Annotated in this window: 19 protein-coding genes; 12 read left to right on the top strand and 7 right to left on the bottom strand. The window is 60.1% G+C overall.

The window, feature by feature from the left end:
* The first annotated feature begins 339 nt into the window (after positions 1 to 339).
* The 6 genes from ACNA0I_RS26050 to ACNA0I_RS26025 are packed head-to-tail and all read left to right on the top strand — an operon-like array spanning position 340 to position 5353.
* The gene (locus ACNA0I_RS26050; protein WP_415808923.1) at positions 340 to 1443 is read left to right on the top strand and encodes a polyamine ABC transporter substrate-binding protein; all 1104 of its coding nucleotides are present in this window, start codon (positions 340 to 342) and stop codon (positions 1441 to 1443) included.
* A gap of 5 nt (positions 1444 to 1448) precedes the next feature.
* Complete coding sequence (locus tag ACNA0I_RS26045; RefSeq protein WP_094820461.1) at positions 1449 to 2576, top strand: ABC transporter ATP-binding protein; 1128 nt, start codon at positions 1449 to 1451, stop codon at positions 2574 to 2576.
* A complete protein-coding gene (locus tag ACNA0I_RS26040) occupies positions 2573 to 3493 on the top strand; it encodes an ABC transporter permease subunit (RefSeq protein ID WP_415808922.1) in 921 nt (306 codons plus the stop codon). The genes ACNA0I_RS26045 and ACNA0I_RS26040 overlap by 4 nt, the downstream gene beginning before the upstream one ends.
* The gene (locus tag ACNA0I_RS26035; protein ID WP_415808921.1) at positions 3490 to 4299 is read left to right on the top strand and encodes an ABC transporter permease subunit; all 810 of its coding nucleotides are present in this window, start codon (positions 3490 to 3492) and stop codon (positions 4297 to 4299) included. Before ACNA0I_RS26040 ends, ACNA0I_RS26035 begins: the two co-directional genes overlap by 4 nt.
* Positions 4296 to 4655 carry an arsenate reductase gene (locus ACNA0I_RS26030; protein ID WP_415808920.1) on the top strand — a complete coding sequence of 120 codons (360 nt, stop codon included), beginning with the start codon at positions 4296 to 4298 and terminating at the stop codon, positions 4653 to 4655. The genes ACNA0I_RS26035 and ACNA0I_RS26030 overlap by 4 nt, the downstream gene beginning before the upstream one ends.
* A 2-nt stretch (positions 4656 to 4657) precedes the next feature.
* Positions 4658 to 5353, top strand: a complete 696-nt coding sequence (locus ACNA0I_RS26025) for a DNA-3-methyladenine glycosylase (protein ID WP_415808919.1) — start codon at positions 4658 to 4660, stop codon at positions 5351 to 5353.
* Here ACNA0I_RS26025 and ACNA0I_RS26020 read toward each other — a convergent pair.
* Positions 5332 to 6027 (bottom strand): YrbL family protein, encoded by a 696-nt coding sequence (locus ACNA0I_RS26020; RefSeq protein ID WP_415808926.1) that lies wholly within the window; start codon positions 6025 to 6027, stop codon positions 5332 to 5334. The two genes, ACNA0I_RS26025 and ACNA0I_RS26020, sit on opposite strands and share 22 nt — an antisense overlap.
* A gap of 342 nt (positions 6028 to 6369) precedes the next feature.
* Here ACNA0I_RS26020 and ACNA0I_RS26015 point away from each other — a divergent pair, with 342 nt between their 5' ends.
* Positions 6370 to 7674, top strand: coding sequence for a DNA recombination protein RmuC (locus ACNA0I_RS26015; protein ID WP_415808925.1), 1305 nt, complete (start codon positions 6370 to 6372; stop codon positions 7672 to 7674).
* Between the two features lie 4 nt (positions 7675 to 7678).
* On the opposite strand, the gene ACNA0I_RS26010 is transcribed toward ACNA0I_RS26015, so the two are convergent.
* Genes ACNA0I_RS26010 through ACNA0I_RS25995 form a run of 4 tightly spaced genes read right to left on the bottom strand, consistent with a single transcriptional unit; the run spans position 7679 to position 12333 of the window.
* Entirely contained in the window at positions 7679 to 8743 is a 1065-nt protein-coding gene (locus ACNA0I_RS26010) for a zinc-binding dehydrogenase (protein ID WP_415808918.1), read from the bottom strand.
* 4 nt (positions 8744 to 8747) lie between these two features.
* Complete coding sequence (locus ACNA0I_RS26005) at positions 8748 to 9737, bottom strand: Bug family tripartite tricarboxylate transporter substrate binding protein (protein ID WP_415808917.1); 990 nt, start codon at positions 9735 to 9737, stop codon at positions 8748 to 8750.
* A 32-nt stretch (positions 9738 to 9769) separates the two neighbouring features.
* Complete coding sequence (locus tag ACNA0I_RS26000; RefSeq protein ID WP_415808916.1) at positions 9770 to 11506, bottom strand: thiamine pyrophosphate-binding protein; 1737 nt, start codon at positions 11504 to 11506, stop codon at positions 9770 to 9772.
* Between the two features lie 20 nt (positions 11507 to 11526).
* Positions 11527 to 12333: a hypothetical protein gene (locus tag ACNA0I_RS25995; protein WP_415808915.1), complete on the bottom strand. Its 807-nt coding sequence runs from the start codon at positions 12331 to 12333 to the stop codon at positions 11527 to 11529.
* 111 nt (positions 12334 to 12444) lie between these two features.
* Between ACNA0I_RS25995 and ACNA0I_RS25990 the strand changes: the two genes are divergently transcribed.
* The 4 genes from ACNA0I_RS25990 to phoU all read left to right on the top strand — a co-directional run bounded on the left by ACNA0I_RS25990 (position 12445) and on the right by phoU (position 16719).
* Positions 12445 to 13266 carry an IclR family transcriptional regulator gene (locus tag ACNA0I_RS25990; protein WP_415808914.1) on the top strand — a complete coding sequence of 274 codons (822 nt, stop codon included), beginning with the start codon at positions 12445 to 12447 and terminating at the stop codon, positions 13264 to 13266.
* Between the two features lie 48 nt (positions 13267 to 13314).
* On the top strand, positions 13315 to 15069 hold the full coding sequence (locus ACNA0I_RS25985; RefSeq protein ID WP_415808913.1) for an acyl-CoA dehydrogenase family protein: 1755 nt from the start codon (positions 13315 to 13317) through the stop codon (positions 15067 to 15069).
* A gap of 96 nt (positions 15070 to 15165) precedes the next feature.
* Entirely contained in the window at positions 15166 to 15843 is a 678-nt protein-coding gene (gene rpiA / locus ACNA0I_RS25980) for a ribose-5-phosphate isomerase RpiA (protein WP_415808912.1), read from the top strand.
* Between the two features lie 138 nt (positions 15844 to 15981).
* Positions 15982 to 16719, top strand: coding sequence for a phosphate signaling complex protein PhoU (phoU, locus tag ACNA0I_RS25975; protein WP_415808924.1), 738 nt, complete (start codon positions 15982 to 15984; stop codon positions 16717 to 16719).
* 53 nt (positions 16720 to 16772) lie between these two features.
* Here phoU and ACNA0I_RS25970 read toward each other — a convergent pair whose 3' ends face one another.
* On the bottom strand, positions 16773 to 17045 hold the full coding sequence (locus tag ACNA0I_RS25970) for an oxidative damage protection protein (RefSeq protein ID WP_415808911.1): 273 nt from the start codon (positions 17043 to 17045) through the stop codon (positions 16773 to 16775).
* A gap of 164 nt (positions 17046 to 17209) precedes the next feature.
* Positions 17210 to 18565, bottom strand: a complete 1356-nt coding sequence (gene argA, locus ACNA0I_RS25965; RefSeq protein WP_415808910.1) for an amino-acid N-acetyltransferase — start codon at positions 18563 to 18565, stop codon at positions 17210 to 17212.
* 273 nt (positions 18566 to 18838) lie between these two features.
* Between argA and hrpA the strand changes: the two genes are divergently transcribed.
* Entirely contained in the window at positions 18839 to 22990 is a 4152-nt protein-coding gene (gene hrpA, locus ACNA0I_RS25960; RefSeq protein WP_415808909.1) for an ATP-dependent RNA helicase HrpA, read from the top strand.
* Positions 22991 to 23066: the final 76 nt, after the last annotated feature.

The following is a 23066-nucleotide window of genomic DNA, read 5'->3' as shown; positions in this document are numbered from 1 at the left end:
GGCCAAACTCGCTCCGCTGCGCTCCNCTCANACATGCCCAGCCGACTACCCCCCGCCTGACATACCAGGCTCGGCGGCCTCAACGGGTCGGCATGCCCTTTACACGGCAGACCCCGGCTCGCGGTGTTGAGAATTCCACAATGCTCCTGCGGGGGGGGGGCGCCTGTCGGGAACGGTCTCACCTTGCCTGAATAGCGATATCCCATGTCCCCCAGAACGATCTTCCACCGAATCCGCTGACAATCCCCTTCATCTCATAGCCAAACACCTGTAAAAAGGCTTTATCATTTTGCCCTTTAGCAATTTAGCATTCACAGAATGCAGCAAAAGGGGCTCGCGATGAAGATAAAGGCGGGAATACAGTGGACGCTAGGGGTAGCGTTGGCTGCGGCTGCTGCGTCCGGTGCATGGGCGCAGGACAAGGTCGTCAACGTATACAACTGGGCGGAATACACCGCCCCGGACACGATTCCGGGTTTCGAGCGCGAGACGGGTATCAAGGTCCGTTACGACGTTTACGACAACAACGACACCCTGCAGGCCAAGCTGCTGACCGGGAAGTCGGGCTACGACGTGGTGGTGCCCTCGACGCATTACGCCTCACGTCAGATCCAGGGCGGCTTGTATCAAAAGCTGGACAAGTCCAAGATCCCCAATTGGTCGAATCTGGATCCCGACATCATGGCGCTGGTCGCCACGATCGATCCGGGTAATGAGCATGTGATTCCCTGGGGATACGGCACCAACGGCCTCGGCTACAACGTCACCAAGGTCAAGCAGATCATGGGCGAGAACGCCGATCTGGCGAGCTGGGACATGTTGTTCAAGCCCGAAAACGCCGCCAAGCTGAAAGAATGCGGTATTTCCATGCTGGATGAGGCGGCGCAGGTGTTTCCCGCCGTGCTCAAATATTTGGGCAAGGATCCCAACAGCGACAACGCGGACGATTACAAGGCTGCGCTGGATCTGTTGAAACAAATCCGCCCCTATATTCGCCAATTCAGTTCCTCGGGCTATATTGACGAGCTCGCGGTGGGCGATCTATGCATGGTGTACGGCTTTTCGGGAGACGTGATGATCTCTCGCAAGCGTGCGCAAGACGCCAAGAAATCTTACGAAGTCAACTATTTCATCCCCAAGGGCGGTGCGCCTGCGTGGTTTGATGTGATGGCGATTCCGAAAGACGCTCCGCACGTGGATGAGGCTCATGCCTTCATCAACTATATCGAGACGCCCAAGGTGCATGCAGCCATCACCAATACCATGTTCTATCCCAACGCCAACAAGGCCGCGCGGGAGTTCGTGGTCAAGGATGTGGCCGAAAATCCCATGATTTATCCGCCGCCGGACGTCGCCAAGACACTGTATGTGATCAAGGCCCAACCCATGAATATCCAGCGCCTGCAGACTCGCATGTGGGCGGAACTCAAGTCCGGACGATAGCGATCATGAGTGAAAGCCGTTACACGGCACAGCATTCGGCAGACCCTGACGAGTTCGTCAAGGTCTCCGAATTGGTCAAGATTTTTGGCGACGTTGTCGCCGTGCGTTCGGTCAATCTGGCGGTCAAGCGCAATGAGATTTTTGCCTTGCTGGGCAGCTCCGGCTGCGGCAAGTCGACCTTGTTGCGCATGTTGGCGGGCTTTGAGGAGGCGACCTCCGGCCAGATCATGCTGGATGGCGAGGACATCACCAGTGTGCCGCCGTATCGGCGGCCGGTGAACATGATGTTCCAGTCGTATGCGCTGTTTCCTCATATGACGGTCGAGGCCAATGTGGCTTTTGGCCTGAAACAAGAGGGAGTGGACCGCGCGGAAATTCATGATCGCGTGTTCGAGGCGCTGAATCTGGTGCAGATGGCGGGCTATTCGCGCCGCAAGCCGCATCAGTTGTCAGGCGGGCAACAGCAACGTGTGGCGCTGGCGCGCAGCCTGGTCAAACGGCCGAAACTGTTGCTGCTGGACGAGCCCATGTCCGCGCTGGATAAGCAGATCCGCCAAAAGACGCAGATCGAGCTGGTCAAGATTCTGGAGCAGGTCGGCGTGACCTGCATCATGGTGACGCACGACCAGGAAGAAGCCATGACCATGGCGCATCGCCTGGCGGTCATGACCGAGGGCCAGATCGTGCAATGCGGCACGCCGCAGGATGTTTACGCGTTTCCGAATTCGCGCTTTGTGGCGGGCTTTATCGGCTCGACCAACTTGTTGACCGGCACGATTGTGGTGGATGAGCCCGATCACGTGGCGATTGAATGCGCGGAGCTGACGCGTCCGCTTTATGTCAGCCATGGGGTGAGCGAACCGCTGGGCATGGAGGTTCACGTGTCGATCCGGCCGGAGCGGCTGGTGGTCTCGCGGACTCAACCCGAGGGTGACTATAACTGGGCGCATGGCATGGTCAGCCATATGGCCTGGATGGGCAGCTATGCGCTGTACCAGATACGCTTGGACTCGGGCAAGGTTGTCGAGGCGAGCGTGCCCAGTCTGCAATTGGCCCAGATCGACGCGCCGGGCATTGACGAGGAAATCTACGTCAGTTGGAGCGCTGACAGCGCGACGGTGCTCGCGTCATGAAGCTGCCCGCACTACGCGACTTGATTCCGTCGGGACGCACGCTGGCGATCGTGCCGCCGTATCTTTGGCTGGCGCTGTTTCTGCTGGTGCCGTTTTTTCTGGTGCTCAAGATCAGTTTTGCCGAGCTGCAGTTTGGCATCCCCCCGTATACGGCACTGACTGAGTTTAAAGACGAGGCGGTGCAGTTCAGTCTGCACCTGGCGGGCTATATCCGACTGTTCACCGACAGCCTGTATCTGGATACGTATCTGAGTTCGCTGAAGATGGCGGCGATCACGACCGTGTGCTGTGTGCTGATCGGCTATCCGATGGCGTATTACATTGCGCGCTCGTCACCGTCGATACGCAATCTTTTGCTGTTGGGCGTGATTCTGCCGTTCTGGACCTCGCTGTTGTTGCGGGTCTATGCCTGGGTCGGCATTCTGCGTAATGATGGCTTGCTGAATAAATTCTTGATGAGCATCGGTCTGATTTCCAGCCCGCTGGAAATTTATCGCACGGATCTGGCGGTGTATATCGGCTTGGTCTATGCGTATTTGCCGTTCTTTATCTTGCCCTTGTATGCCAATCTGGTGAAGATGGATTTGCGCTTGCTGGAGGCCGCCTATGATCTGGGCGCTCGCCCGTGGCAGGCCTTCTGGCGTATCACCGTGCCGCTGTCGCGTCCGGGCGTGATCGCCGGCGCCATGTTGGTGTTCATTCCGTCGGTGGGGGAATACGTCATTCCAGAAATGCTGGGCGGCGCCGATACCCTGATGATGGGGCGCGTGATGTGGAACGAGTTCTTCAATAATGCAGACTGGCCGATGGCATCGGCGGTGACTTGCGTCATGGTGCTGCTGTTGCTTGTGCCGCTGGCCTTGTTCCAGTACAGCCAGGTGCGTCAACAAGACATGGCAACGCGGGGGCAGGCATGAAGGGGCCCAATAAAACCGCGCGCGGCTTGGCCTTGGGGCTGGGTTACTTCTTTTTGTATGTGCCCATACTCAGCTTGATGGTGTTTTCGTTCAACGATTCGCCATTGGTCACGTCATGGAGCGGCTTTTCGTTCCGCTGGTATCACGCGTTGTTCAACGATAGTGCGTTGTTGAGCGCGGCGTGGCTGTCGTTCAAGATCGCGGCATTGACGGCGACGGCGGCGGTCATCATCGGCACGTGGGCGGGCTATGTGTTGGGGCGCATGGGGCGGTTTCGCGGCTTTACCCTGTATTTAGGGATGCTCAGCGCACCGCTGGTGATTCCCGAGGTGGTGCTGGGTATTTCTCTGCTATTGATGTTTGTGGAAATGCGGGGGCTGCTGGGCTGGCCGGCGGAAAACGGCACCTTTACCATCTGGGTAGGCCATGTCACGCTATGCGTGGCATATGTGGCGGTGGTGATTCAGGCGCGGATCCGCGACCTGGACCGCTCGCTCGAAGAGGCTGCGCTGGATCTCGGGGCGACGCCGTTGACGGTGTTTTTCCGGATTACGCTGCCTTTGATTGCGCCGGCCCTGATAGCGGCCTGGTTGCTGTCGTTTACCCTCTCGTTGGATGATGTCGTGCTGGCGTCGTTTCTGTCGGGGCCGGGTTCGACAACTCTGCCTATGGAAGTGTTTTCGCGCGTGCGGTTGGGGCTCAAGCCCGAAGTGAACGCGTTGGCCACTCTGTTTATCCTGGCGGTGGGCATTTGCGTGATCGTGCTCAATCGTCTGCAACAGCGTAAGGAATCCGATTCAAAATGAAGCATCAGACAACGCTATACGGCCTGAACAAATGCAGCACTTGCGTCAAGGCACGCGATTGGTTGTCGGCGCACGGCGTGGCGCACGAGTTCATTGATTACCGCGATCATCCCGTGCCGGCCGCCACATTGAAGGCCTGGGCCGGCAAGGTCGGCGGTTGGGAAAAACTGGTCAACCGTACTTCCATGACCTGGCGCGCGTTGTCTGATGAACGCAAGGCCGCGCAGACCGATGCCGAGTGGACGAAACTGATTGCCGAGTATCCGGCCCTGGTGCGCCGTCCTGTGACGGTGACTGCCGATGGCGAAGTCTCGGTCGGGTTCTCGGAAAAGCGCTACGGCGAGCGCTTTGCCTGAAGATGGCGAAAGGCCCCGGGCCAGCACTGCCCGACCATTTTTTTGATCGCGACGCCAGCCAGCTGGCGCGCGAGCTGCTGGGCAAGGTCATCAGGCGCCGCCTGGATGGTTTGTGGCTGTCGGCACGCATCATCGAGACCGAGGCGTACTACCTGACGGAAAAGGGCAGCCATGCCTCGCTGGGCTATACGCATAAGCGCCGCGCTTTGTTCATGGATGGCGGCACGGTGTACATGTATTACGCACGTGGCGGCGACTCGCTGAATTTCAGCGCGGGCGGGCCAGGCAATGCGGTGCTGATCAAGTCTGCGTATCCGTGGTCCGATGTCGTGTCCGGACCTGAGTCGCTGGCGCGCATGCAGGCGCTGAATCCGGATGCCAAAGGACAGCCTCGGCCGCCAGGACGTCTGTGCGCGGGGCAAACGTTGCTATGCCGCGCGCTGGGCCTGAAAGTCCCCGAGTGGGATGCACAGCGTTTTGATCCCAAGACCTTTTTCGTGGAAGACATAGGGCAATCGCCCGATCGTTTGATCAGCACGACTCGTCTGGGTATCCCCGCAGGGCGGGACGAGCATTTGCGTTATCGCTATGTCGATCCGGTCTATGCGGCGTTTTGCACTCGCAATCCATTACGCCGTGGGCAGGAGCCGCACCGCGACTATGACTGGATGGATCGCTACGGCGTGATCGTGCCCTGAGCAGAGGCTTGGGTTTCGTCGTACTGGCGTTCAATGCGAGCCCGCCACTCGGTGTATTTGCGGCGCATGCGCATCTTGTTCAACCGCTTGCTCCAGGCATACAGCGGGATCAACGGCAATACGCCGAATCCATCAATCAGATACATCCCCTTTTTGCCGTCGGCATTGTTGCCCAGCGCAATGTTTTTGGCAGAGAGGTCACTGATGACGATATGCGCATCAATCAGGTCATCAAAAAACGCGTCCAATTGATCGCTCAAGGCAGAAGAAATCCCCTCGCGGGCAATGATGTTGGCCAGCGTGGGTGCCAGATGGCCATTGTCGTCGGTGATTTTTTCTACTAGTTGACCGAGCCCGAGTGTGGTTTGAGCCAGACCGACCACGCGTGACATGGGGACGTTCCACACGCCGGACGGGACAGTCGTCGTGGTGACATATTCCGACAGTTCGTCCAGGTAGACCCGATAGGCGCTTTCGCGTTGGAACTGCTTGTAAAAACGCTTGAACGGCTTGCGTTCCAGGTAGGCCGCGTAAGCGTCCATGTTGATGACTTTGATCAGCAACGAGGGCTCATGCGGATGCTGAAAAACGTAGCGGTCTGCGCCTCTGGCGAGTACCTGCGCGTGGGTCAGATCCAGGGGGCCGAACACCGCAGTAAAGCTGCTCGAGCGTATACCGAAGGTGTCTGCAGCGACGGGGGCGGGCAGGAGGTCGGGCTGTCTGGCGCCGTTCAGGACATCCAGCGTAGAAAAGTCTTGTTGCACAACGATGTTGGCGAATGTTCTTTATGTTTCGGGATTGTCGAAGTTAAGCGAAATTTGCGCAACCTGGGGTTGCGCTGGTGCCGACGGCCTGTTTCGGCCAAGAGCAAGGCGCCGCAGAGGAGGATGCTCGGCACAGAGCAGGCATCCGCCCTGGATTTGCCGTCTGAGATAGTGTTGTTCCCAGCCTACAATAGCGCTTTCGGGAGATTGCCCTTGATCGATGCTTTTCCGTGGGCGCAAGCCTTGCCTTGGATGACCGTGGTGGCCACTGTGGCCGCCTTAGTGAGTCTTTTGATTCTAGTGCGCCTCTGGTTACGGTCACCTGAAGACTCGCACATCGAAACACTGATGGATGGACTGGATCGTCTGGAGCGTGCGTTGCGCGCGGATCTGGACGAGAGCCAGCGAGGGCTGCGTACGGAGTTTGCCGAATCAACCCGTGGTTTGCGTACGGAGCTGGCACAAGGTCAGGAATCACTGCGCACCGCGTTGTCGCGCGATGCGCAGGCTGCGCGTGCAGAATATGCGGATTCCCTGGCGCGATTTTCGGCTCAATTCAGCGAAAGGCTGGAGGGTTTGGTGGCCCTGAATGACCGCCGCATGCAGGATGTGCGTCAGACGGTGGACCAACGCTTGCAAGCCTTGCAGGCAGACAATGGCGCGCGGCTCGACGAGATGCGCCGGACCGTCGACGAAAAACTGCATGCCACGCTGGAACAGCGGCTCGGCGAGTCGTTCAAGCTCGTGTCGGATCGGCTGGATGCGGTGCACAAGGGCCTGGGAGAAATGCAATCGTTGGCCGCCGGCGTCGGCGATCTGAAGCGCGTGTTGACCAACGTGAAATCGCGCGGCACGTGGGGCGAGGTGCAACTGGCCCGTTTGATTCAGGATGTCATGACACCCGATCAATACGCCAGCAACGTCAAAACGGTGCCGGGCAGTGATGCCGTAGTGGAGTTCGCCATTCGGTTACCGGGGCGGGCCGCGGGGGATGAGCCTGTATGGCTGCCGATCGATGCCAAATTCCCCAAGGAAGAATACGAGCGCCTGATGGATGCCTATGACGCCGTGGACCCGGAAGGCGAACGTGCGGCAGGAATGGCATTGGCGCGAGCCGTGGAATTGCAGGCGCGGCAGATTGCGGCGAAATATGTGGCGCCGCCGCATACGACCGATTTCGCGATCATGTTTTTACCGACAGAGGGCTTGTATGCCGAGGTGCTGCGCCGTCCTGGTTTGCTGGATAAGTTGCAGAGCTTGCGCGTGAACGTGGCGGGCCCGAGCAATTTGGCTGCGATGCTCAATAGCCTGCAAATGGGATTCCGCACGCTGGCGATCGAACAACGCTCGTCCGAGGTCTGGCAAGTATTGCGTGCGGTAAAAACCGAGTTCGCGAAGTTCGGCGAGTCCTTGGCTAGTGTGAAAAAAACCTTGGATACCGCCAGCAGCAAGCTGGGCCAGACGGAAGTGCGTACCCGGGCGATGCTGCGCAATCTGAAGACCGTCGAGGCTTTGCCGGAGGAGGATGCGCAGCGGGTGCTAGGCGACGAGGTGTAAGGCGTTAATCGTCGTTGATGACGAACTGTACCTTTCCTGCCTGGCCCGATGTCGCTATGTCAAAGGCGGCTTCGTATTCGTGCAACGGAAACTCGTGCGTGACGATGCGATCGAGCGCGGGAATCAGCGCAGGCAGCAGGTCAATGGTGTCTTGCCACGTAGTGCGCAGGTGTCGTCCGTAGATGCCTCGCACGGCGATTTCCCGCAAGATGACATGGCGCGAAAGATCCAGACCGATGTCGCCGTTCGGCAGGCCGGCCAGTAGCAGAGTGCCTCCGGGCCGGACAGCCGACAACGCAGATGCTATCCCTGCCTGGTTTCCGCTGGTATCGATGGCAGCATCGACTCCACCAGCATTGGGGCGCAGGCTCATCAGCTGTTCATTGGCGTCGTCTTCGCTGGGATCGATGAGCGTGTCTGCGCCAATGGACTGCGCGAGCCGTAAACGGTCATGAGAGAGATCGGTCGCGATGATGCGTGTCGTACCGGTGGCTTTGGCGGCGGCGATGGCCAGCAGGCCGATAGGCCCGCAGCCGACAACGAGCAACTGTCCTGATCGGGCCTGTGATTCTCGAACGGCTCGCACACCGATACCCAGAGGCTCCATGAGACAGGCATATTTATGGTGAAGATCGGCTGGCAGCACACGCAGTAATTCCGACGGAACGATCGCATATTCGGCAAATGCACCGCAATCGAGGCGGCTGAATACCCGTAGATTCAGGCAGGTGTGGCCGCGGTCCGCGGCACATTGACTGCAGTGGCCGCAGGGCAGATGCGTCTCGGCGGCGACTTTGTCCCCCGGTTTTATGTCGTGTACCTCATTGCCCCGATCGATGACAATGCCGCTGAATTCATGCCCGAGCGCGAACGGAGGTTTGTAGCTTTTCGCGGCCCAGGCATTCCATCCGATGATGTGCAAATCCGTGCCGCAGATGGCCGCGCGGCTGATGCGCACCAGAACTTCGTTCGCCGCTAGAGAACGCAGCTGCCGGCGCGCCAGAGCGACGCCTCCGGGCATGGGTCGCTCTTTCATCAGGATCGGGTAACCCATGGGGAGGCTGAGCATGATGTCATTGCTCCTTGATGTTGGCGAACTCGGCGACGCGTTCCCAGACCTTGGCATCGTTGCGAATTTGCGTGGCCATGTCTTCGGATGTGCCTGTCGATACGGTGGCGCCCAGATCCTCTAGCCGGCTTTTGGTCTCGGGCCGCTTGAGTGTGCGCTGCATGGCGTCATAGAGCGTGGCCTGGATGTCTTTAGGCAGGCCCGCAGGCGCCATGATGCCGTTCCAGAAGTCAGGCGCGTAGTCTTTGACGCCCAGTTCGTTGAAGGTGGGCAAGTCGGGCAATTGAGGACTGCGCGTTGCTGCCGCCAGACCGATAGGCGTGAGCTGCTTGGATTTGATGAAGGACATGGCCGAGGGCAGGGCGTCGAGCAAAATCGGCACCTGCCCGGCAACCACATCGCTCAGTGCGGGGCCTGAACCCCGGTATGGAATGTGTGTGATGTTCAGGCCCGTCATCATTTTGAACTGCTCCATGGCCAGGTTCGTTGCGCCGCCTGCTCCGGAACTGCCATAACTGTAGCGCCCGGGATTAGCCTGCAGGATCTGCATGAACTTCGGGTACGTGTTGCCCTCGAATTTGGGGTTGACCACAATCACGCCGGGAAAGCTCGAGAGCTTTGCAATCGGTGTGAAATCCTTGGTGATGTCATAGTCCAGTTTTTTCACTGCGCCATTCGTGCCGTGCGTACTGACGTTCATCAGGCCAATGGTGTAGCCATCGGGCGTGGCGCGCGCCAGTTCCAGCGCGCCGATCGAGCCGCCGGCGCCGCCACGATTGACCACGACGATAGGCTGTTTCAGCTCTTTGGATAGGCCTTCGGCAAAGATTCGTCCGACCACGTCTGTGGTGCCGCCGGGGGCGAACGGGATCACCAGTCGTATCGGGCCTGTCGGGTAGGCGGCTTGTGCCAGCGCGCTGCCGGCCAGCGTTGACAACGTCATCGCCAGTCCCGTTTTCAGCACCTTTCTGCGGGTGGGTTGCAACAGTTTCATTATGTCTCCTCCTGTGAAGCCTGTGTGATTGATTACACGGGGCGGTCGCCTTTTTGGACTTTTAGTGTGCGGTTATCGACTGCGGGCAGCATGCGGGCGGGATCGCGTGTCACGACGATGTCGATGACGGTGGGGCTCTCGCGATTCGCGAACCCTCGTTCGAATGCGCTGACCAGTTGCTCGGGGTCTTCGACGCGGATACCCAGGCATCCCATGTGATTGGCAATATCCGCGTAATTCATTTCATGCAGGTCTGACGACTGGTAGTTGCCCGCGCCGTAGACCGAGTGCTGCAGCGCCTTGACGTAGCCCGAGGCGGCGTTGTTAAAGACACATAAAACAAAATTGGCGCCCAGGCGTTTGGCGGTTTCCATTTCGCCCATGGTCATGTTGAATCCACCATCGCCGGTCAGTGCGACGACGACGCGTTCTGCGCCGACCCCGATCTTGGCGCCCATGCCGCCAGGTACGCCGTAGCCGATGGAGGCGAAGCCCCGGTCGGCGACAAAGTGCCGGCCAGCTTGTTTGGTGTCGAACAGCAGTGCTCCCCAATGCGCGGCAAAGCCTCCATCGGCGACCAGGACAGCGTCTTTGGGCAGGATTCGGTTGAGCTCGCCCAGGATGCGGCCGATGTTGACAGGGGTCTCTTTGGAGGTGGTGCGATCCTTGGCTGTCTCGTTCCATTGGGCCAGTTTTACCGGGACCTCAGCCAGGTACTCGGCGCGTTGTGCCCGGCGTGAATCCCCATTGCCGAGTGCGCTGGCAATGTCTTCGAGAGCGAGGCGTGCATCGCCTGCCAAAGCGACATCGGCCTTGGTGGTGCGGCCGATTTCCTCTGCAACGACATCGATATGGATGAGCGGCGTGGCAGGGGGAATGATGGTGAATCGCTTGGTCGCCACCTCGCCTAATTTGCAGCCCACGACGATGAGGCAGTCGGACGAGGCGATCAGCGCATTGGCGATGCGGTCGTATCGTCCAAACACGCCTGCCGACAGGGGGTCTGTGCAGGCAATGGCGCCTTTGCCGCTCATCGTGTGCGCGACGGGAATGCCTTCGCTGCGAGCCAGCGCGAGCAGGGCTTCGTGTGCTTGAGAGATATGGATGCCGCCGCCCGCCAGAATAAGCGGGCGTCTGGCATTGGCGATCAGCGCAGCGGCCTGCGCGACATCGTTGCCGGACGGACGGGTGCGGCGTGACTGAAAGGTCGCGGTCGCGGGATCGGTGAACAGATCCGCTTCGTCGAACGTATGTTCCCCATGCGAGATGTCTTCGGGAATGGCGATGACGACCGGACCGGGACGGCCCGAGGTCGCTACCGCAAAGGCGCGCCGTACGTGCTCGGGGATGCGTTGAATGGCTTCGACTCGGATGACTTCTTTGCACACGGGGCGCAGGACTTCCAGTTGCCGGGCCTCCTGAGTCATGTTTTTCCAGGCATGATCGCGATGCGCATCGGCGACGATCGCGACGATGGGGATGCCGGCATTGAGCGACTCGGCCAGGCCTGTGACGAGATTGGTCGCCCCTGGCCCTAGCGTTGCGTCCACGATGCCGACGCGATTCGTGACGCGAGCGTAGGCGTCTGCGGCAAATACGCCGCAGCGTTCATCGTTGATCAAGGTGTGCCGCAGCCCGAGCGCCCGGCAGGCTTCGTAAAAGGGCAGCAATTGAAATCCACCCATTCCGAATAAAGGGCCGACTTCGTATCGTTTCAGCATCTCTGCTACCGCTGCGCCACCACTCAAGTGGTGTTTTTGTGTCGTCATCTGTGTCTCCGTTGTTAGGTTTAATGGTGAGCTAGCTGTAGTGCGAATGCCTGAGCGGTCATGCCTAACGAGGCGCCTGCCTCAATGGCAGTGCGATTCAGTGCCGATATCACGCCCGTGCGATAACTGGACTGCGCGTCGCCAATACGGGCGGTCCAGGCGCTGACGCAGGCTGCTGCAATGCCTCGTTCATCCAAGGCAGGCAGCCTCGACGTACCAGCCTGATCTATCCCGACGGCAGCATCGTTGAACACGATGCCGCGGACATCAACGCGCACGGCAGAGCCTGGGTCATCGCCAAGCAAGCCTCCGTGCGATCCGCAGATGACGATCTTTCCTGTATCTGTTGCGGTGATGAGCGAGTTGGAGTCGACCAGCGTGACCTCGCCGCCGTTGGATAAGCGCACGACACTGCGGTGTTCGGCGTCAGCGTGGGCGATGTTCGTCTCGAGCGGCCCCGGGGAAGCCCGGCAAGCCAGGGTTTCCAGCGCGTGATGGCATGTGTCTCCTATCGCGACGCCCAAGCGTGCCGCGATGGCGTTGGCGTGGGAAATCCGTCCGCGCTGATGACCGTCTTGGCCATTTCCGATACGGGCCGACAGATGGCCGATCGTGGCTGCAGGGATCCCGGCCGCCTCGAGAATGGGCAAGGCTGCTATGCCGGCCTGTTCCAAGCCCACCCCCGCGTCACATAGGATGACGCCCCGCAATCCCGTTGACAAGGCGAGCGAGCCGCAATAGCTGCCCCCGTGTGAGGCGCAGTACGCCACGGTGTCGTGAGTGCGCGGAGGGACTTGCGTGATGCTGTCGAGAACCAGTATATTCATTGATGTTCCGTTTAACGGAATAAATGATCTGTTAAATGAAAGTATAGAGAGGCTGATGGATAATTTCAATATGGAACACACAACAGGCAAGCCAACAGGAACACGTCACAGATGAAGGAATCAGCCACACAAGCGGAACTCGGGGGCGCGGAGCGCGGGGGAGAACATCAGAATTTGCGCCGCATGAGCCTGGCGCTCGATGCGCTTGCGCGCGCTCCGCAGGGATTGCGATTGGCAGAGATCGTCAGCTTGACCAAGCTGGGCAAAACGACTGCTCATCGTCTGATGACCGGGCTGCAAGAGTTCGGGTGGGTGGATTATGTGGAAGAGGACGGCAGCTATCAGTTGGGCTTTCGGCCATTGACACTGGCGTTGGCGGCCGCCGATCGGTATGGCCTGGGCCGGCTGGCCGCAGCACGCTTGCAGCGGATTGCCGATGAGACCGAAGACACGGTGTATCTGAGTTTGCGCTCAGGGTTGGAGTCGATTTGCGTTGCGCGCTACGAAGGCGATTTTCCGGTGAAGACCCTGACTCTCTCTGTGGGGGCGCGCCGGCCATTAGGTGTTGGAGCAGGCAGTCTGGCGCTGCTGGCGTTTCAAGATGAACAGACCATGCTGAACATTATCGACCGGACATCTGAGGCGCGCGCGCGGTATCACTTCAGTGACGCGACGCTGCGGAAATTGGTAGCCGATGCGCAAGCGCGCGGTTATGCATTGAACGACGGCATGCTCGTGAGCGGGATGAGTGCAGTCGGCGTTCCTATTCGTTCGTCGGCAGGGATTCCCGTGGCGGCGATCAGTGTGGCCGCGATTTCGTCTCGTCTATCGGGTGACCGGCAGCATGAGGTTGCGCGTCGCTTGCAAGACGCTGTGACAGAGATTGAGTCTTCGTGGCAAAGCGCATTGGATCTGACGACATTGGGAGTATAAAAAGGGAAGTGATCGCCACGATCGCGCTACATCGAATCGGAGGCCGGTATGTCGACGTTTCAGACGCATGTTGTCCGCAATCAAGTCGCGCCGTTGCAGGATTATTCCTTGTACGACACGGATATCGCATTAAGGCAGGCGGTGCAGCGTGAAGGGGCTGCTGATTGGGACGCTACGTTGCGCGAGCACGGTGCGTGGCTGGGGCGTGCCCACACATTAGCGGCGGGAGAGCTGGCGAATCGCTACTCGCCGCGTTGGGTGGGATACGACCGCAATGGCTATCGCGTGGATCAGGTGGAATTCAATGTGGCCTGGCACGAGTTGATGTCGGGCATCGTGGCGCGAGGCTTGCATAGCCAGGCATGGTTGGCGTCAGCTACGCAGCCAGCGCATGCACAAGCCTCGACACGGTCCGGCCATCAAGTCGCGCGCGCCGCGGCCTACTTGATGCAAGGGCAGGTCGAAGCAGGAACGCTGTGTCCTACGACGATGACATTTGCGGCGGTGCCTTTGCTGCAGAGCGAGCCTGCCGGAGCGATCGATTTTGCCCAACAATGGCTGCCCGCATTGTTCTCCCATGAGTATGACCCGGCCGACGCGTCTATCTCGGCCAAGCGTGGCGCCTTGATCGGCATGGGATTGACGGAAAAACAAGGGGGATCCGATCTGCGCGCCATAACGACTCAAGCCGTGGCGCAGGGCCCGGAAGGGCGCGGCCAGGTATATCGATTGACGGGGCATAAATGGTTTCTTTCCGTGCCGCATGCGGATGCGCATCTGGTGTTGGCAAATACGGAGGCGGGGCCAGGGTGTTTTTTTGTTCCGCGCTGGATTCCCGATGGGCCGCGCAATGAAGTGCGTATCCGCCGTTTGAAAGACAAGCTGGGCAATCGCAGCAATGCGAGTGGCGAGGTGGAGTTCGAACAGGCGTGGGGCATGCTGATGGGCGAGCCCGGGCGCGGGCTGCCGTTGTTATTGCAGATGGCTGCGACCACCCGCCTGGACTGCGTACTGGGCAGCGCGGCGCTGCTGCGCCAGGCGGTGGTGCAGGCGGCGCATCATGCGCAATACCGGCAGGTGTTTGGCCAGGCGCTGGCGGCGCAGCCCTTGATGCGTCAGGTGTTGGCGGACCTCGCCCTCGAAAGCGAGGCGGCAACGGCCTGGGCGATGCGTTTGGCGCGCGCGGTCGATCAGCGTGGCGACGAGAAGGTAGGGACCAGCGCGCGGGCCTTGGTGCGCGTGGGAACCCCCGCCGCCAAACTCTGGGTGTGCAAGCGTGCAATCAATGCGATCGCGGAATGCATGGAGATCTGGGGCGGCAATGGCTATATCGAGGATGGCCCCTTGGCACGCCTATATCGCGAATCGCCGGTGAATTCGATCTGGGAAGGGTCGGGGAACATCATGGCGTTGGACGTGTTACGCGCGTTGCAGCGCGATGTCGAAGGACTGGCGATGCTGCGGGCGGAGCTGGATCTCGCGCGCGGTGCGTGGCCGGCTTATGATCGTGCTTTGGATGTGTGGCTGATGCAGGTATCGGACCAACTGCCCCAGGCCGCCACGGGGGTGGCAAAGGCGGCGGCGGATGCCGTACAGGCGATCGATCCCGCTCAGGCGCGGCATGTGGCAGCGGGGCTGGCGCGATTGTGGCAAGCAGCGTTGTTGATCCAGACGGCGCCGGCGCCCGTGGCGGATGCGTTTGTGGCCAGCCGGCTCGTGCAGCCGGGTGGAATCGTCGGAGAATTGCCGCCGGGACTGGATGTAGACGCGATTTTGGCGCGGGCGTGGCCGGGTATCTGCTAAATTGCTGCGCTGGCATCCCAAATCCGATATCGCGATCAGATATGGGATATCGGTTTTTTTACTGACTTTTCGCGTGCTCGGGCACGCTAGCGCACCATGCTTACTCAGCAAGAACTCAAGCAACAGGCCGCCGACGCGGCGCTGGCTCTGATCGAACCTCTGGTCGGCCCCGACGTCATCATCGGCGTCGGTACCGGCTCGACCGCCGATCTTTTCATCGATGGCCTGGCCAGGTTTCAGGGCCGGTTGGGCGGTACCGTGGCCAGCTCCGAGCGCAGTGCTGCTCGTCTCGCGGGCCATGGGCTCAAGGTTCTGGAGCTGAACGACGTGACGACCATGCCGGTCTATGTGGATGGGGCAGATGAGATCGACGGCCGCCTGCACATGATCAAAGGCGGCGGTGCGGCCCACACGCGCGAGAAAATCGTGGCGTCGGTGGCCGAGCAGTTTGTCTGTATCGCAGACGAGTCCAAGCTGGTCGAGCGCCTGGGGCGCTTTCCCTTGCCGGTCGAGGTCATTCCGATGGCGCGCGAATCGGTGGCGCGTTCGCTGGTTGCCCTGGGTGGCCAACCCAAGCTGCGCGAAGGCGTGACGACGGACAACGGCAACATCATTCTGGATGTGTCGGGTTTGCAGATTGACGATGCGCCGAATCTGGAGCTCATCGTGAACAATCTGGCGGGGGTAGTGACCTGCGGCCTGTTCGCACGTGTGGGGGCGCATATTGCGTTATTAGCTACGCAAAACGGCACTCGGCGGCTTGAGCGATCCTGACGTTTCGCCGCTTGCGGGGCGGCGCGGCACGATTAATAATCTTGTCATAATTAAGTCATAACCTTGCGGGTCGGCAGGCCCATCACGCATTGCGCATTAAAGGGTAACGCCATGAACAAACCTACGCAGGGAGTCCGGATGACGGAGCACACTAACAAGCAATTCGACGCCGATCTGGAAAGCGTCCGTTCGCAGTTTTTGCAGATGGGCGGCGTCGTCGAGGCCATGATTCAGGAATCGGTCGACGCAATCCCTACGGGCGACATGGAGTTGGTCGAAAAGGTGCGCGAGCGCGAAAAACAGGTCAATCGCTTCGAGGTCGAGATCGACGAGCGTATTGGCCTGATTCTGGCGCGTCATCAGCCGACGGCGATTGATTTGCGCACGTTGCTGGCGGTGTCCAAGATGCTGACAGACATGGAGCGTTGCGGCGACGAAGCCGAAAAAATCGCCAATACCGTGCGCCGCATGTACGAGGCCGATCAACGTTTTATGCCGGTCATCGAGATACGCCATATGGCCGCCAGCGTGGGCCGTATGCTGCACGATGTGCTGGACGCGTTTGCTCGTCTGGATCCGGTGCTGGCTGCCCAGGTCGTTCGCAATGACAAAGAAGTCGATCGCGAATGGAAGGGCGCGCTGCGCAATCTGATCACCTATATGATGGAAGATCCGCGCACGATTTCGCGCGCCATCGATATGGTGTTCATCGCGCGGGCGCTGGAGCGCATTGGTGATCACGCCAAAAACATGGCCGAACGCGTGATTTATCTGGTCAGGGGGGCGGACGTCCGCCATACCGGCGCCAAAAATGCCGAACGCCAGGCTCGTGGCGAGGTAGAGGCCGAGACCGCGGAATCGAACGGCGAGGCGTGAGCCGCGCTGCCTGGGCCCGTCAGGGCCCGGGCATGATGATCATTGGGTCGTGATCATTCCGAAGGCGGTACGAAACCCTGGGCTTCGACGTTGCCGTCTTCGAACAAAAAGCGTTCCATTTGTTGTTGCAGGTATTTGCGGGCGCGGGCGTCAGCCAGGTTCAAGCGGTTTTCATTGACCAGACGCGTCTGGACCTGTTTCCACTCTTCCCAGGCCTCTTTGGAAATGCTTTGCCAGATGCGCGTGCCCATTTCACCGGGGTACGGCGGAAAATCGAGCCCTTCGGCTTCGCGTTTCAGTTTTACACAGTTGATGATACGGGACATGGTTTGCTGCCGGTTTGAATGAGATCTGTCATTTTAGCGGGCTTGGCATGGGTGTGGGAGCCAGGAGCAGACGGACAACGCCAGCAGGCCCGCTGTCCAGGCCTGCTCAATACGAGCCGCCCGTTCAGCAGACCTGGTTCAGGCCCACACCGTCGCTCAGACGATCACAATTTCTTGATGAAAATCAGGCTGTTACGCGAGCGGTTGTAATTGTTCTGCTTGCCACGGGGCAAATCTGCGATACCGCCCTGCACAAAGCCCCGCTTGATAAACCAGTGGGAAGTGCGGGTGGTGAGCACGAACAGGCGCCGCGCGCCCATGGCCCGGGCACGCGACTCCATGTGGCGCAGCAGGATCTCGCCTTCGCCGGTGCCTTGCCATTCCGGATGCACGATCAGGCAGGCCATTTCGGCCATGTGCTCCTCTGCATAGGGGTGCAGCGCGGCGCAGCCATAGATGACGCCGTCGTGCTCCAGTACAGTGAAGTGTTCCACCTCGCGCTCGATGACGCTGCGCGGGCGCGGCACCAGCGTGCCGTCGGCCTCCAGCGGCTCGATCAGGCTCAGAATCGCGCCTACGTCGTCCAGCGTGGCGGGACGCAGATCATCCAGTGTGTCCTCGACCACCATGGTGCCGACACCATCGTGGGTAAAGATTTCCAGGAGGACGCTGCCGTCCAAGGCGTAGGGCACCAGGTGAGCGCGCGCCACGCCGCGTTTGACCGACAGCGAGGCGTGCCGCAGATAAAACGCGGTGTCTTCGTCCAGATCTCCTTGCTGCAACAAGGCGTCGGCGTCTACGCGCGCGAGTTCGGTGTCCACCGATCCATCAGGGGACAGCACGCCTGGAGAGCTAGACAGGAAAATCAATTTTTCGGCACGCAGGGCAACCGCGACGCTGGTGGCGAGGTCCTCCATGGCCAGATTGAAGGCATCGCCAGTGGGTGAAAATCCCAAGGGCGACAGCAGAACAATCGAGCCCCGCTCAATGGCGAATTTCAGTGCATCGACATCGATTTTGCGGACTTGTCCGGTGTGCTGGTAGTCCACGCCGTCAACCACGCCCGTGGGGCGGGCCGTGACGAAATTGCCCGAAATCACCCGGATATGCGAATGCGACATGGGCGTGTTGGGCAAGCCCTGACTGAACGCGGCTTCGATATCCAGGCGGATCTCGCCCGCGGCTTCTTTGGCGCATTCCAGCGCAGCAGGGTCGGTGGGCGCCATGCCACGATCGAACTGCTGGGTGAATCCCTTCAGGCGCAGTTGCTCGTTCACCTGGGGGCGCGATCCGTGCACCAGGATCATACGGACTCCCAGCGCCGACAACAGCGACAAGTCTTGTATCAGCGCATTGAGCGCTCCCGCCTGGACCAGTTCGCCGCCAAAGGCGATCACAAAGGTCTTACCTCGGAATGCATGCACATACGGCGCCACGTCTCGGAACCATCGGACAAACTGGGCAGCGGCGAATTCGGGGGCTTCTTGGGCAGAGACGGTGTCGGGTTCCTGATCGGACATGATGGGCGGATGAGCTTCCTGAGGACGTAGGCACGCTCGAGGGCGTGGCCGGTGCCGCGTAGGGCGGCGCTGCACGAAATTATATGACCGTGACAGGGACGGGCCCTAAATCAATCGAATCAAAAAGGGTATCTATGCAACAGTTTCGCACCAGAGGGTGCCTGATGGGCCGTCACTGAGTCCGGCTTCGCTCCATGACGCGGCGGGACAACGGGCGCTCTCAGCGCGAGCATGACAAGTTTTTATAATGGCGGCTTAAAGGATAAATCGCACATGTCAGAAGTTTCCCCTCCGCCCGCGCGCGGCAAGACGCCAGGCAAGCGTGAGCAAGGTCCACGCGAAGTGCCTGCGCCAGGCAAGCGCGAGCAAGGCCAGCGACGCGATGCACCCTCGCCAGGCAAGCCTGAGCAGGTCCCGCCACGCGATGCGTCCCCGTCGGGCAAGCGTCAGCAAGGCCGGCGCGATGCACCACGTTCGTCTGCGGCGGACAAGGCGCCGCCGCCCGAGCGGCCTATTCCCGTCATCACCTATCCTGAGGACTTGCCGGTCAGCGCGCGGCGAGAGGAGATCGCGCGTGCCATCGCCAGCCATCAGGTGGTGATCGTCAGCGGCGAGACGGGTTCAGGCAAGACGACGCAATTACCCAAGATCTGCCTGGAATTGGGCCGTGGCCGCCAGCGCATGATCGGCCATACTCAGCCGCGCCGGCTGGCCGCCACGTCGGTCGCCAAACGCATCGCCGAGGAATTGAACACGCCTCTCGGTGAAATCGTCGGTTACCAGGTGCGCTTTAATGATCGTACCGGCCCGAATGCCTCGGTGAAGCTGATGACGGACGGCATCTTGCTGGCCGAGTCGCAGCGTGATCCATTGCTGCGCCGTTATGACACGCTGATCATCGATGAGGCGCACGAACGCAGCCTGAATATCGATTTTCTGCTGGGCTATCTGAAACAGCTGCTGCCGCGGCGCCCTGACCTGAAGGTCATCATTACGTCGGCGACCATTGATGCCGAGCGGTTTGCGCGCCATTTCGCGGCATCTGAAGGCCAGGTCGGCTCGCCCGAGGCTGCATCGGCAGATTCGGCAGACGAGAGAAAGGGCGGCGAAGATCTCGGCCAGGATCGCACCGGATTACGTCTGGCGCCTGTTATCGAGGTGTCTGGACGTCTGTATCCCGTCGAGGTGCGTTATCGTCCGGTGCGTGACGAGGCGGACGAGGACGAAGTCTCCAGCAGCAACAAGTCGAATCGCGAGCGCCTGGCGGGTGACGAGGAACGCGATCTGATCGATGCCATCGTGGATGCGGTCGACGAGTGTGCACGTCATGGCCCGGGCGATGTCCTGGTGTTTTTGCCCGGTGAGCGCGAGATCCGCGAATCGGCCGAGGCCTTGCGCAAACACCACCCGGCGGGCACCGAGGTACTGCCCCTATACGCGCGGCTGTCGCAGGCCGAGCAAGAGCAGATTTTCCATCCGCGTACCAATGCGCGCCGCATTGTGCTGGCGACCAACGTGGCGGAGACCTCGTTGACCGTGCCAGGCATTCGCTTTGTGATCGATAGCGGGCTGGCGCGTATCAAGCGTTATTCGTGGCGCAACAAGGTCGAGCAACTGCGTATCGAGCCGATCAGCCGCGCCTCGGCCAATCAACGTGCCGGGCGTTGCGGGCGTATCGGGCCTGGCGTGTGTATTCGTCTCTATGACGAGCTGGATTTCAACGGCCGCGCTGCTTTCACTGATCCCGAGGTGTTGCGTTCCTCGTTGGCCTCGGTGATTCTGCGGATGAAGTCGCTCAAGCTCGATGACATCGAACAGTTTCCTTTTGTCGAGGCGCCACCGGGGCGTGCCATCGCCGATGGCTACCATCTGCTGCAGGAGCTGGGCGCGATCGAATTGGCATCGGCCTCGGATGATGACGAGACGAACGAAGCCGCGCGCACGGGCTCGTCATATGTGTTGACCCGCACGGGTCACGAGTTGGCAAAGCTGCCTGTCGACCCTCGCATTGGCCGTATGATTCTGGCTGCACGCGAGCAACAGTGCCTGGCGGAAATGCTCATCATCGCCTCGGCGCTGTCTGTGCAGGATCCGCGTGATCGTCCCATGGCCGAACGCGAGGCCGCCGAGGCTGCGCATGCCAAGTTCGCCGACGACAAATCCGAGTTCATGTCGTTTTTGAAGCTCTGGCGTTGGTATGGCGAGCAAGTGCAGCACAAGGCATCGCAACGCAAACTCGTGGCTTTGTTGCGCCAGAATTTTCTGTCGCCTATCCGATTGCGTGAATGGCACGATGTGCATACGCAGTTGTCGGCGCTGGTGGGCGAGCAGGGGTGGCGGGTCAATCAGACCGAGGCGACGTATGAGCAACTGCACCTCGCGCTGTTGTCGGGGTTGCTGGGCAATATCGGTTTCAAGAGCGACGAGGGCGGCTATTACCGCGGTGCGCGCGATATTCGCTTTCATATACACCCGGGCTCGCGTCAGGCGAAAAAAGGCGGCCGTTGGATCGTGGCCGCCGAGCTGGTCGAGACCACGCGGTTATATGCCCGTTGCGTGGCGCGTATTGAACCGGTGTGGCTCGAGCGCGTGGCGTCGCATCTGCTGCGTCGCAATTGGTCCGATCCGCGCTGGGAAAAGAAAGCCGGGCAGGTGGTCGCCAATGAGCGTGCGACGTTGTATGGCCTGATCGTTTACGCAGGCCGGCGTATTCAGTATGGCCGTGTCAATCCGCAGCATGCGCGTGAATTATTTATCCGTCAGGCCTTGGTGCCGGGCGAGATCGATACGCGCCTGCCATTCGTTGCGCACAATCGCAAACTCATTGCCGGCATTGAAAAACTCGAACATCAGGCGCGTCGTCCCGATATTCTGGTCGATGATGAGTTGATCTACGCGTTCTACGATCGCCAATTGCCCGAGGGGATTTCGCAGACGGCGAGCCTGGAAAAATGGGTGCACGGCCTGGATAAAGCGGCCGCTGCCGCGCTGATGCTCACGCGTGACGAGCTCATGCGGCATGAGGCTGCGGGCGTGACCACGGACGTGTTTCCGAAACAGGTGGAGTGGCAGGGCGTAGTCATGCCGCTGGACTACCATTTCGAGCCCGGGTCGCCGCGCGATGGCGTGACTTTGTCTGTGCCATTGTTCGCGCTGAATCAGATCGACCCTGCTCGTTGCGAATGGCTGGTGCCGGGCATGCTGAAAGAAAAAGCGCATCTGTTGCTGAAGTCGCTGCCGCAAAAACTGCGGCGTCATTGTGTGCCCCTGCCTGATTACGCGGCCGGTTTCTATGATCGCTGGTACGACCGTATGGCGGATCCGCAACGGGGTCTGGTGGATGCCTTGATCGCCGACATGTGGGATCAGGTCCAGGTTCGTCCAGCTACGGGTGATTTCAAGCTGGAAACGTTGCCTGCCCACTTGTTCATGAATTTCAAAGTGGTCGACGAGCACGGGCGCATGCTCGCGGCGGGCCGCAATCTGGCGCAGTTAAAGGCCGAGTTCGGCAAGCAGGCGCAAGCGACGTTCCAGCAGTTGGCGGTGCGCGATGCGGGGGTTGCTCAGGCACTGGCGCATGAAAACCTGACGTCGTGGTCTTTTGGCGCGCTGCCGGAGATCATGGAGATCAAGCGCAAGGGGCAATCGGTCATCGGCTATCCGGCGCTGGTGGACCGTGGCACGCACTGCGATCTGGATGTGTTTGACGATCCGGACGAGGCGAAGCGTCATCATCGTGCGGGGTTGTTGCGGCTGTTCCGTATCGGCTTGCGGGATCAGGTGAAGTTCTTGGAAAAGAATTTGCCGGACCTGACGAAGATGAGCATGCTGTATATGAACCTGGGTACGCAGGAGGATCTGCGTGATCAGATCATTGATTGTGCGTTGGCTCAGGCTTGCTTGACGGATCCATGGCCCGCCGATGAGCAGGCGTTTGAAGCGCGGCGGCAGGATGGTAAAGGGCGGTTGGGTTTGTTGGCCCAAGAGGTCGCGCGTTTGTCGCATGCGATTCTCATTGAGTATGCCGCGCTACAGCGCAAACTGCCTCAGGCTAAACCTCATACGGCTGCCTATGCGGATCTGCAGCAGCAAATCGGGGCGCTGGTGCCTAAGTGGTTCATCCGCGATACGCCGTATGCGCATCTCACGCATTTCGCGCGCTATTTGAAGGCCGCGGTGGCTCGTATTGACAAGCTGCGTGCTGATCCTGCCAGGGATGCGCGATTGATGTCGGATATGGCGCTTTTGCTGACTCAATATCAACGTGCGAGGGCTGCGTTGAAGGGGGCTTCGGATCCGGGGTTGGATGAGTTCCGGTGGTTGCTGGAGGAGTTGCGGGTGGCGTTGTTTGCGCAGGAGTTGAGGACGCCTATGCCTGTGTCGGTGAAGAGGTTGATGAAGGCTTGGGAGTCGTTGCGGCGGTAGGTTTGGGTTCTAAAACCGCCGGGGTCTGCCGTGTAAAGGGCATGCCGACCCGTTCGGCCGGTCTGGACGCCTGCGC

This window comes from Bordetella muralis, assembly GCF_965139205.1.
GTDB lineage: Bacteria > Pseudomonadota > Gammaproteobacteria > Burkholderiales > Burkholderiaceae_B > Bordetella_A > Bordetella_A muralis.
This window is presented reverse-complemented; position numbering and strand designations above follow the sequence as displayed.

Bases quoted from the DNA above. Each gene is read 5' to 3' on its own strand.
- ACNA0I_RS25985 (WP_415808913.1), top strand. From the start codon at position 13,315: ATGTCGACGTTTCAGACGCATGTTGTCCGCAATCAAGTCGCGCCGTTG.
- ACNA0I_RS26050 (WP_415808923.1), top strand. From the start codon at position 340: ATGAAGATAAAGGCGGGAATACAGTGGACGCTAGGGGTAGCGTTGGCT.
- ACNA0I_RS26040 (WP_415808922.1), top strand. From the start codon at position 2,573: ATGAAGCTGCCCGCACTACGCGACTTGATTCCGTCGGGACGCACGCTG.
- ACNA0I_RS25970 (WP_415808911.1), bottom strand. From the start codon at position 17,045: ATGTCCCGTATCATCAACTGTGTAAAACTGAAACGCGAAGCCGAAGGG.
- hrpA (WP_415808909.1), top strand. From the start codon at position 18,839: ATGTCAGAAGTTTCCCCTCCGCCCGCGCGCGGCAAGACGCCAGGCAAG.
- ACNA0I_RS26015 (WP_415808925.1), top strand. From the start codon at position 6,370: ATGACCGTGGTGGCCACTGTGGCCGCCTTAGTGAGTCTTTTGATTCTA.
- rpiA (WP_415808912.1), top strand. From the start codon at position 15,166: ATGCTTACTCAGCAAGAACTCAAGCAACAGGCCGCCGACGCGGCGCTG.
- ACNA0I_RS26005 (WP_415808917.1), bottom strand. From the start codon at position 9,737: ATGAAACTGTTGCAACCCACCCGCAGAAAGGTGCTGAAAACGGGACTG.
- ACNA0I_RS25990 (WP_415808914.1), top strand. From the start codon at position 12,445: ATGAAGGAATCAGCCACACAAGCGGAACTCGGGGGCGCGGAGCGCGGG.
- ACNA0I_RS26010 (WP_415808918.1), bottom strand. From the start codon at position 8,743: ATGCTCAGCCTCCCCATGGGTTACCCGATCCTGATGAAAGAGCGACCC.
- ACNA0I_RS26025 (WP_415808919.1), top strand. From the start codon at position 4,658: ATGGCGAAAGGCCCCGGGCCAGCACTGCCCGACCATTTTTTTGATCGC.
- argA (WP_415808910.1), bottom strand. From the start codon at position 18,565: ATGTCCGATCAGGAACCCGACACCGTCTCTGCCCAAGAAGCCCCCGAA.
- ACNA0I_RS26045 (WP_094820461.1), top strand. From the start codon at position 1,449: ATGAGTGAAAGCCGTTACACGGCACAGCATTCGGCAGACCCTGACGAG.
- ACNA0I_RS26035 (WP_415808921.1), top strand. From the start codon at position 3,490: ATGAAGGGGCCCAATAAAACCGCGCGCGGCTTGGCCTTGGGGCTGGGT.
- ACNA0I_RS26030 (WP_415808920.1), top strand. From the start codon at position 4,296: ATGAAGCATCAGACAACGCTATACGGCCTGAACAAATGCAGCACTTGC.
- phoU (WP_415808924.1), top strand. From the start codon at position 15,982: ATGACGGAGCACACTAACAAGCAATTCGACGCCGATCTGGAAAGCGTC.
- ACNA0I_RS26000 (WP_415808916.1), bottom strand. From the start codon at position 11,506: ATGACGACACAAAAACACCACTTGAGTGGTGGCGCAGCGGTAGCAGAG.
- ACNA0I_RS25995 (WP_415808915.1), bottom strand. From the start codon at position 12,333: ATGAATATACTGGTTCTCGACAGCATCACGCAAGTCCCTCCGCGCACT.